Origin of the sequence: Streptomyces sp. NPDC006207 (assembly GCF_040613835.1) — a bacterium.
Classification (GTDB): domain Bacteria; phylum Actinomycetota; class Actinomycetes; order Streptomycetales; family Streptomycetaceae; genus Actinacidiphila.
The window spans coordinates 24,039-32,198 of the sequence record NZ_JBEXSX010000088.1 but is presented as its reverse complement, the minus strand read 5'-3'; the positions used below and the strand labels follow the sequence as shown (position 1 = coordinate 32,198).

The 8,160-nt window shown below is 68.4% G+C and carries 4 protein-coding genes; all 4 read left to right on the top strand.

All coding sequences use genetic code 11. The annotated features are described in order from the left end of the window. The coding region (locus ABZ312_RS41095) for an alpha/beta fold hydrolase (protein WP_500439909.1) at nt 1-327 on the top strand (327 nt) is incomplete at its 5' end. Nucleotides 328-441: 114 nt separating this feature from the next. Continuing rightward, nucleotides 442-1,296 carry an alpha/beta fold hydrolase gene (locus ABZ312_RS41090; protein WP_500439908.1) on the top strand — a complete coding sequence of 285 codons (855 nt, stop codon included), beginning with the start codon at nt 442-444 and terminating at the stop codon, nt 1,294-1,296. 577 nt (nt 1,297-1,873) lie between these two features. Beyond that, nucleotides 1,874-3,844, top strand: a complete 1,971-nt coding sequence (locus tag ABZ312_RS41085; protein WP_500439907.1) for a discoidin domain-containing protein — start codon at nt 1,874-1,876, stop codon at nt 3,842-3,844. A 635-nt stretch (nt 3,845-4,479) separates the two neighbouring features. Next, nucleotides 4,480-8,160 carry a S8 family peptidase gene (locus ABZ312_RS41080; protein ID WP_500439906.1) on the top strand — a complete coding sequence of 1,227 codons (3,681 nt, stop codon included), beginning with the start codon at nt 4,480-4,482 and terminating at the stop codon, nt 8,158-8,160.

The window sequence follows — 8,160 nt, the reverse complement described above, 5'->3', positions numbered from 1 at the left end:
CCCAGGGACGGCTATCTCTTCCTCGACCGTGAGCAGTTCCACGCTTCCTTCGCCGCCGACCTGCCCGATTCTCTGGGCCGGTTCATGGCCGACTCGCAGCTGCCGTGGGGGCTCGAAGCCCTCAACGGCGCCGTGAGCGAGCCGGCGTGGCGCAGCAAGCCGAGCTGGTACCTGGTCGCCGCCGACGACCGCATGATTCCCCCGCCGGCACAGCGCGCCATGGCCGAGCGGGCCAGCGCCACGGTCACCGAGAGCCCGGGAAGCCACTCCGTCTACGTCTCGCAGCCCGACGCCGTGGTCGACCTCATCAAGCAGGCCACCGCCTAGTTCACGACCCAAAAGCACCGCATCGGGCATCCGCCTACCGGTGCAGTAGCGCGACAAGCTCCCCGAACGTCGGGGACTTGCTGCTCGCTATCCGCATCCAGCATGGAGCGAACAATGAGAACCACCGGTTTCACCCGCCACAAGAAGATCGCCGTCGGCGCGGGCGCCGCCGCCGTCGCGGTCGGTGCCGCGCTTCTGGCCCCGACCGCCTCAGCGACGATGACGCAGGAGACGCAGTCCTCCACCTCCGCCCCGAAGCCGACCGTCGTGCTCGTGCACGGCGGCTTCGCGGACGCGTCGAACTGGAACGGAGTCGTCAAGCGACTGCAGCGCGACGGCTACCCGGTCATCGCCCCCGCCAACCCGCTGCGCGGTCTGTCCAACGACTCGGCCTACATCTCCAGCGTTCTGAAGTCGGTCAAGGGCCCGATCGTCCTGGTCGGACACTCCTACGGCGGCGCCGTCATCACCAACGCCGCGGCCGACAACCCCAACGTCAAGGCACTCGTCTACATCGCCGCGTTCATGCCGGACAAGGGTGAGAAGCTCGGCGAGCTGATCGGCAAGTTCCCCGGCAGCGAGATCCAGGCCGCTCTCAACCAGGTGCCCTACCCCAACCCCGACGGCACCACCGGCATCGACCTCTACCTGCAGGCCGACGAGTTCCGCAGCGTATTCGCCGCAGACCTGCCCGAATCCACCACCCGCCTCATGCAGGCCGAGCAGCGCCCCTTCAGCGCCGTGTCGTTCGAGGAGCCGACGAAGGACGCCGCCTGGCGCGACATCCCCTCCTTCGGCCTGGTCGCCGGCGCCGACAAGGCGATCCCGCCGGCCCTGGAGCGATTCGAGTACAAGCGGGCCGGCGCCAAGGCCGTGGTCGAGGTTCCCGGAGCGTCCCACGTCGCCATGATCAGCCACCCCGGCATCACGACCGACCTCATCGAGAAGGCGGCCAAGTCCACACGCTGACCAACTCCCAAGCGGCACGACCCTGACGGGTATCTCTGACAGGGCTATCCGATACAAGAGTGCTCAGAAACCAGGCGTGGGCCAGAACTCTGGCCCCACGCCTGTGTATCTCTTCATGTTCCTTTACCGGAACGAGCGGTGGCGGCGTCGGCTACGTAGTTGTTGGGCTCTATCCGCGAGCGTGGCCCGGACCGGCCGCGCTCGCCTGTACGTGGGCCTGCCTCCAGGGTGTGCCTACTTGCAGCCACTCGTCTGGTGTACCAGCTCGAGGGCTCTGGGTCAGCCGGGCGACGGTGGCGGAAGACCTGGGGCAGGAGTCGTCTCCAACCTGCGCCCGCCGCGGCCAGGCTGCCTGGGCTCGGCATATATCCATAGCGGGACTGTACGAGCAGGCACGCAGCGTCTTGCTGGGTGAGCGTCTTCTTGCAGCGACTTCGTTGTTTCTTTCATTCGTTCCCCGCTGTATTGCGCTGATGCAATCGACTCGTTACGCTCCCCGACGCCAGGCTTCCAGCCGCTGCGTGTCACCAATCGGGCGCCGTGTGCCGGAAGTTGACAGCCAACCGGAGGAGTCCAGATGGGTGTCACACGCAGGGTCTTCCTGCAGGCTGCGATCGCGGTCACCGCAGTGGGCGGGGTGGGAGCGGCGGAAACCGCGCTGGCGTCAGCGGCCCGGGCGGCGGGCAGCCCGTCCGGTGACGTGGTCGGCAAGATCACTGTGGGCTACCAGGGCTGGTTCGCCTGTCCGGGCGACGGCGCCCCGATCAACGGTTGGTGGCACTGGAGCCAGGACTGGGGTCGGCCGCCGTCCCGGACCAACACCGCCATCAGTTGCTGGCCCGACATGCGCGAGTACGCCCACGGTTACCAGACGGCGTACGCGAACCTGGGCAACGGGCAGCCGGCCACGCTGTTCTCCTCGTACGACCAGCAGACCGTCGACCTGCACTTCTCCTGGATGCAGCAGAACGCCATCGATACCGCGGCTCTCCAGCGCTTCAACCCCAACGGAGGCGAGGGCGCCACCCGCGACCAGATGGCGGCGAAGGTCCGCAGTTCCGCGGAGTCGCGCGGCGTGAAGTTCTACATCATGTACGACGTGTCCAACTGGTGGAACATGCAGTCCGAGATCAAGACGGACTGGACCACGAAGATGGCGGCACACACCTCCTCACCCGCGTACGCGCGCCAGAACGGCAAGCCGGTGGTGTGCATCTGGGGCTTCGGCTTCAACGACGACAACCACCCGTTCTCGGTCGGCGCCTGCCTGGACGTCATCAACTGGTTCAAAGCGCAGGGCTGTTACGTCATCGGCGGGGTGCCGCGCGAGTGGCGGACCGGCGGTGCGGGCACCAAGACCGGTTACTCGGACGTCTACCACGCCTTCAACATGATCTCGCCGTGGATGGTCGGCGCGATCGGCAATGCCGCGGAGTCCGACAACGCCTACAACACCTACACCGTCGGCGACGAGGCGGACTGCATCGCGCACGGCATCGACTACCAGCCGTGCGTGCTACCCGGCGACGTGTCGGGCCGGCAGCGGGCGCAAGGCGACTTCATGTGGCGGCAGTTCTACAACATGTGCCGGGCCGGCGTGCAGGGCATCTACATCTCCATGTTCGACGAGTACAACGAGGGCAACCAGATCGCGAAGACCGCCGAGACCCAGGCCTCGGTGCCCACCGACTCCGGGTTCCTCGCCCTCGACGAGGACGGCACCTTCTGCTCCTCGGACTACTACCTGCGGCTGACCGGCGACGGTGGCCGGATGCTCAAGGGCCAGATCGCCCTGACCCCGGTCCGGCCCACCCCACCGGTGGCCGACGGCGACACCACCTCGCCGTCAGCTCCGGGATCGCTGCGGGTCACCGGCCACAGCGACACCACGGTCGCGCTGGCCTGGAACGCCGCCGGCGACAACACCGGCGTCACCGGCTACCGGATCATGCGGGTCAACGGCTCCACGAGCACCCAGGTCGGGACCGCCACCGGGACGTCCTTCACCGTCACAGGCCTAAGCCCGTCGACCACCTACACCTTCGACGTCGTGGCGACCGACGCGGCCGGGAACCTCTCCCAGGCCTCGAACCAGGTCTCCGTCACCACCGACCCGGCCTCGGGCACCACCGATCTGGCGCTGCACAAGCCCACCTCGGAGAGCAGCCACACGCAGGTCTACGGGTCGGGCAACGCCACCGACGGCGACCTCAACAGCTACTGGGAGAGCGTGAACAACGCCTTCCCGCAATGGCTCCAGGTCGACCTCCAGGCAGCGACCGGCATCCGCCGCCTCGTCCTGCACCTGCCGCCGAACCCGGCCTGGGGCACCCGCACCCAGACCCTGTCGGTATTGGGTGGCAACGACGTCGGCACCTTCACCACCCTGCTGCTTTCGGCGAACTACACCTTCGATCCGCTGACGGGCAACACCGTGACGCTCGCCCTGCCCGCCCCGGTCACCACCCGCTATGTCCGGCTGTACTTCACCGCCAACACTGGCTGGCCCGCCGGCCAGTGCTCCGGCCTGCAGATCTTCAACGCCTGACGGGTCCGCGGCCCGCAGGCCTCGGCGGCACAGCACGCCAGCCCCGCGGGCCGCTCCGCCATCGGCCCCGCGAATGCCGCGCGCCAGCGGATTGTCGCGCCACAGCAGTCCAGCCGAGAACGGGCGCCGAGGCCGTGCCGGAGGAGGACTTCGCCCGGTTGGTCAACTTCCCGAACCGCGCCGCGAAACCTGCGCCGGTCGCTGACGCAGGCCGCCCCACACTCGAATGGCACATGTGCTGCCCGCTCGTCCAACTTTTCAGTGAACAGCCGGCGGGTGCCACACGTTGAGGGGGAACTCGGTGGGCACCCGCCGTTGGTCAGCGTAACCCGCAGTCGAAGGCGGAAACGAAATGTTGCCGTCGCATGGCTGGCGGCGATGTGTCATGTCGTCGTTTTGCCGCCTGCGGCTGGTGACGCACACGGCGCCATCAGCGGATTCTTTCGACAGCAAGACTGCAGCTGTACGAAAGGTGATCTCTGATGAGACGGACCCGCCTGATAGCGGCGATAGCGACCGGGCTGGTGGTGGTCGCCGGCGGAGTGCCAGCCGTTGCTGCGGCGTGGACGGCGTCCGGCGAAACTGCTCCCGGCCCAAGCGCCACACCGGAGAGTCGTCACGCGACCGTACGGCTGGTGACCGGCGACCGGGTGACCGTGACGACGCTTCCGGGCGGGCGGCGCGCCGCGTCGGTCCAGCCGGGTGCTGGGCGGGAGCATCTCGCCTTTCGCACGCTGGAAGGCAACGACAAGGACCTGACCGTGCTGCCGTCCGACGCTGAGGCGTTGGTGACCGCCGGCGCTCTGGACCGACGGTTGTTCAATGTGACGGCCTTGATCGCTGCCGGCTTCGATGAGGTCCGCACCTCCGCGCTACCGCTGATCGTCTCTTCGGCGCCGGAGCCGTCACGGGCCGGGGCCAGGGTCACAGTGCAGGCAGCCAAGGCCGCCGCGGCCACCGCCGACCGGCTGGTGACGTTCAATGAGGTCGCGACGCCCTCCCGTAGCCTGGAGAGCATCCACGCGCGGTCGCTGTGGGTCGCCGACCAGGACCTGGCCGCCTTCTGGAAGACACTGAACCCTGGTGGAACGTCGGACGCCGCCCGGGCCGCGGTCACCCCGCGCATCTCGCTGGACGGCAAGGTCAAGGCGCTGCTGGACCGCAGCACCGCGCAGATCAACGCTCCCACCGCCTGGAAGGCTGGCTACGAAGGCCAGGGCGTCAAGGTTGCCGTGCTCGACACCGGCGTCGACGCGAACCACCCGGATCTGGCCGGGCGCATCGCGGAGGCCAAGGACTTCTCCGGCAGCGGGAACACCGACGACCACTTCGGCCACGGCACGCACGTCGCCTCGATCGTCGGCGGCACCGGCGCCGCGTCCTCAGGGACCCGCCGCGGCGTCGCCCCCCAGGCCGACCTGCTAATCGGCAAGGTGCTCGACGACAACGGGTACGGCAGCGAGTCGGGCATCATCGACGGCATGGAGTGGGCGGCCGGCGAGCACGCCAAGGTTGTCAACATGAGCCTCGGTGCGGACGCGGAGACCGATGGCACCGACCCGATGAGTCAGGCCCTCAACACCCTGACCGCATCCACCGGCACGCTCTTCGTTGTCGCGGCGGGCAACTCGGGCCCGGGCCAGTCCACTGTCGGAACGCCTGGCGCGGCCGACGCCGCGCTGACCGTCGGGGCCGTTGACCGTGACGACTCCCTCGCCCCCTTCTCCAGCCGCGGCCCGCGCTTCGGCGACGGGGCGGTCAAGCCCGACGTCACCGCACCCGGAGTCGGCATCGTCGCCGCCCGCGCGTCCGGTACCACCTTGGGTGACCCGGTCGACGCCAACTACGTCGCACTGTCCGGAACGTCGATGGCCACCCCGCACGTTGCTGGCTCCGCGGCGTTGCTGGCCCAGCAGCACCCCGAATGGGGCGCGCAGCAGATCAAGGACGCCCTGATCAGCACCTCCCGGACCGTTTCCGGCACCAAGGTGACCGAGCAGGGCGGCGGCCGCATCGACCTGGCCACCGCCATGGGCCCTGTCACCGCCACCGGCTCCGTCACCCTGGCACCGCTCCACATCGGCGACACACAGGGGGCGCGGCAGGCGGTTACCGTCCGCTACACCAACACCGGCAACAAGCCAGCGACGCTCTCCTTGGCCGTCAACCTTGCCACCAAGACCGGACGTGCGCTCCTGGACGGGGTAGTCAGTGTCGGCTCCGGCACCGTGCAAGTGGGCCCCGGCGCCACGGCCGAGGTGCCGCTGCGCACCGACCCCGCACAGGCTGTCCGCGGCAAGTACTACGGCTACCTCACCGCGAAGTCCGCCGACGGCACTGTGCTCGCCCACACCACCGTCTCCCTCAGGGTGCACGCCCCTCAGCACCGGCTCACCGTGGTCTACCGCGACCGCGACGGTAAGGTCGTGCCGGGCTGGCTGCCCAACATCTGGGGTTCCGACGGGTTCGTGCAGTACACGGACCGGGACGCGGCGGTCGCCGTCGTGGAAGAGGGCACGTACTACATCAGCAGCAGTTTCAACGACACCGGCGATGACGGTGCCGGCGAAATAGGCAATGTCGTTGTCCCGGAAGTGAAGGTCACCAAGGACATGACGGTGACGCTGAATGCCGCTGCGGCCACCGAGGTGAAGGTCCGCACGCCTCGCTCCGCGGAGCGATACGGCATGCTCACCCCGATGTACTACCGCCAGATCGACGGTCAGGCCCGGATCGAGGGCGTCATGGTCTGGTACAGCGATCGGTTCTACACCAACCCCACCACCCCGGTCACCGACGGCGCTTTCGAATTCACCTTGCGCACGCAGCTGAAGGCCCCCCAACTGCGGGCGAAGGTCTCCGGCAACTCGCAGGAGTTCACCCCTTACTACGAGGCATCGTCACCGGCCTTCGCGGAGCATGGCTCGCGGCTGACCGCCGTGGCCGCCGGCACGGCTCAGAGGCCCGACTTCCGCTGCGCGCACGGCAAGCTGGCCGTCCTGCGGGACGACTACTCCGCCGGCTACGACCAGCCTGCGCTTGCGCAGGCCGCCGCAGCCGCGGGGGCCAAGGCGCTGCTGGTGGTGTGGCCCAAGGGTGTCAGCGCCCAGGGCCAATGGGTGCCAAACGGTGCCCGGTGGGCCCTGCCCATGGTGCGGGCCTCCTGGAAGGACGGGACGGCCCTGCTGGACCGCATGGCGAAGCGCCCCGCGACGGTGGAGTTCTCCGGCACTCTGCGCAGCCCCTACATGTACGACGTGATGGAGATATCGAAGGGCTCCGTCCCCAAGAGCCTCACCTTCTCGCAACGCAAGAGCGCAGAGGTTCGCGCCACCTACAGTCGTACCGGTGCCTCGGAGTGGGCAAGCGAACAGCGTTTCGCGTGGCGCCCGTACCAGGACACCGCGATGGGCCAGGCAAGCCGCTACGTTCCGGTGGGACAGGAACGCATCGAGTACGTGAGTGCCAGCGACGGGACGCAATGGCAGCATGCCACGCAATACACGGCCGTCGACACCTTCGGCGCGCCGCTAGAGGCCGGCATGCACGACGACCCACACAGCTACCAGCCGGGCCAGCGTGCTACGGAGCGGTGGTACGGAGCAGTGGTCCGCCCATCCATCCCGCGCGGGGAGCACCTGCCGGCGGTCCGCAACGGCAACATCCTGTCGGTCTACATCCCTGAGTTCAACGACTCCAGCATGGGCCATTGGTCCTTCGCGGAGACCGGCGTTTTTGACAATGTCGGCGACACGAACACAGCGGTGCTGTACCGCAACGGCCAGCAGATCGCCACGTCCGACAACGGGGCTTGGGGAAACTTCGAGGTGCCCCCGGGTAACGTCGCATACCGGCTGGACCTGACGACCGCCAGAGACTCGGACGACTGGCAGTTCGGCACCGGAACATCCACTTCGTGGACGTTCCGCTCGGCCACCACCGCCGCCACGGAGAAGCTGCCGCTGCTCCAGGTCGACTACGCCGTACCCGTCGACGCGCAGAACACGGTCGGCTCCGCCCCCAGGCACACCCTCGGGCTGACCGTCCGCATGCAGGACGGCATGGCCGCCCCGCGCGGGGTGACGCTAAAGGTCGAGGCCTCGTACGACGACGGCGTGAGCTGGACCACGGCCCGTACGGCTCTGCAAGGCGACGGCCGCTTCACCGCCACCGTTGAGCGGCCCGCCAGCGTGCACGGCAACGCGTACGTGGCACTGCGGGTGACGGCTACGGACGCCGCAGGGAACACCGTCCGGCAGACCGTCAACCGCGCATATCTCCAGTGCGGCATCGCGCGAGCCAGCGATAGCAGGTAG